Below are 2,430 nucleotides of genomic sequence, written 5' to 3'. Positions count from 1 at the left end.
ATCCCCGCCGCGAACACCGGCGAGGACTCCAGCAGCCCCACCGCCATACCCGCCCACTGCGCACCCTGACCCGGGAACACGAACACCGAACGGCCCCGCACATCCGCCACACCATGCGTCACGCCAGGGGCAGCCTCGTCCGCGGCCAACGCACCCAGCCGCGCCAGGAGCTCCTCACGATCAGCACCCGTCACCACCCCACGGTGCTCAAACGGGGACCTGGTCGTCGCCAGCGACAGCGCCACATCGAAAACGCCCAGCTCCGGGCGGGCCGCCACGAACTCCCGCAACCGCCCGGCCTGTGCCTGCAGGCCGGCCACGCTGCGGCCCGACACCACCCAGGCCACCGGCCCCTCGGCCACCTCGGCGTCGGCGAGCTCGGCCGCCTCGTCCTCCGGAGCCTGCTCCAAAATGGTGTGCGCGTTCGTCCCGCTCACGCCGAACGACGACACAGCGGCCCGACGCGGATGTCCCGTCTCCGGCCACTGGGCGGCCTCGGTCAGCAGTCGCACCTCACCCGCCGACCAATCCACCTCCTTCGACGGCTCATCGATGTGCAGCGTCTTCGGCACCACCCCATGCCGCATCGCCATCACCATCTTGATGACGCCGGCCACACCGGCAGCGGCCTGCGTATGACCAAGGTTCGACTTCAACGCGCCCAACAGCAGCGGCTGGCCCTCGGGCCGCCCCTGCCCGTACGTCGCCAGCACGGCCTGTGCCTCGATCGGGTCGCCCAACGGCGTGCCGGTCCCGTGCGCCTCCACGACGTCCACGTCGGCCGCCGACAGGTGAGCACTCGCCAGTGCCTGGCGGATCACGCGTTGCTGCGACGGGCCGTTGGGGGCCGTCAGGCCGTTGCTCGCACCGTCCTGGTTGACAGCCGAGCCACGGACCACCGCCAGCACCGGGTGGCCATTGCGCCGGGCGTCCGAGAGGCGTTCCAGGAGCAGCATGCCCGCACCCTCGGACCAGCCCGTGCCGTCCGCCGCCTCCGCGAACGGCTTGCATCGGCCGTCGGGAGATAGTCCCCGCTGCCGGCTGAACTCGACGAACACATTCGGCGACGACATCACCGTGACACCGCCGGCCAGCGCCAGGTCGCACTCGCCCTGGCGCAGCGCCTGGGCCGCCAGGTGCAGCGCCACCAGCGAGGAGGAGCACGCGGTGTCCACCGTCACCGCCGGCCCCTCGAGACCGAAGGTGTACGAGATGCGACCGGACGCGACGCTGCCCGCGCTGCCGGTGCCGAGGGAGCCCTCGAAGCCCTCCGGAGGGTTCCCCTGCAGACGGGTGGCGTAGTCGTTGTACATGACGCCGACGAAGACGCCGGAGCGGCTGCCCCGGTTGGCCACGGGATCGATTCCCGCCCGCTCGAACGCCTCCCACGAGGTCTCCAGCAGCAGCCGCTGCTGCGGGTCCATCGACAGCGCCTCACGCGGCGAGATCCCGAAGAACGCTGGGTCGAACTGGTCGGCGTCATAGAGGAATCCGCTGTTGCGGACGTAGTACGTACCCTCCCGGTCGGGGTCCGGGTCGTACATCCCGTCGAGGTCCCAGCCACGGTTGGACGGGAACTCGGACACCGCGTCCGTGCCGGACATCACCAGGTGCCACAGTTCCTCCGGCGTCCGGACCCCGCCCGGAAGACGGCAGCTCATGCTCACGATCACGATGGGGTCGCTGTCCACCGGTGCGCCCGTCGCGGCCACCACGCCCGCGCCCGCCGAAGTGCTAACGCCGTCGGTGCCCAGGATTTCGTCGCGCAGGTGGCCGACGAGTGCCATCGGGGTCGGATAGTCGAAAACCAGCGTGGCGGACAGTCGCAGGCCGGTCTCAGCGGTGAGCCGATTCCTCAGATCGACGGCCATCAGTGAGTCGAAGCCGAGTTCCTTGAAGGGCTGCCGCGTGTTCACCGTTTCGGGGGTGGCGTGCCCAAGGGCGGCCGCGGTCTGAACGCGGACCAGCTCCAACAGCATCTCGTCCTGCGACGTCCGCGGCAGCCCTGCGAGGCGCCGGCGCAGTTCGTCGGGAAGACTGTCGCTCTGCTCCGACCGCGCGGTACGGCGTGTCGTCACGTTCGGCACGACGTTGCGGAACACGGCGGGGAGTTCGGCGCCCTGCGCACGCAGCGTGGGGATGTCCAGCCGCAGCGGAACCGGCACGCTTTCGTCCGACACCAGCGCGGCATCGAACAGTTCGAGTCCCTCCTCGGAGGAGAGCGGCACCAGACCCGAACGCGACACCCTGCGCAGGTCTTCCTCGCCGAGGTGTCCGGTCATGCCGCTCGCCTCGGCCCACAGACTCCATGCCATCGACACGCCCGGCAGCCCCTGAGCGCGACGCCAGGACGCCAGACCGTCCAGGAACACATTCGCCGCCGCGTAGTTGCTCTGCCCCGCGCCACCCAGCACACCGGTCGCCGACGAG

Annotated in this window: 1 protein-coding gene; it reads right to left on the bottom strand. The window is 70.5% G+C overall.

Annotation, left to right across the window (positions count from 1 at the left end; translation table 11 throughout):
* A partial coding sequence (locus ACFYOY_RS49080; protein WP_388594637.1) for a beta-ketoacyl synthase N-terminal-like domain-containing protein occupies window positions 1-2,430 on the bottom strand: 2,430 nt, incomplete at both ends.

Origin of the sequence: Streptomyces sp. NPDC007875, from assembly GCF_042868035.1 — a bacterium.
GTDB lineage: Bacteria > Actinomycetota > Actinomycetes > Streptomycetales > Streptomycetaceae > Streptomyces > Streptomyces antimycoticus.
The sequence above is the reverse complement of the archived record's forward strand: the minus strand, read 5'-3'. Positions and strand labels throughout refer to the sequence as shown.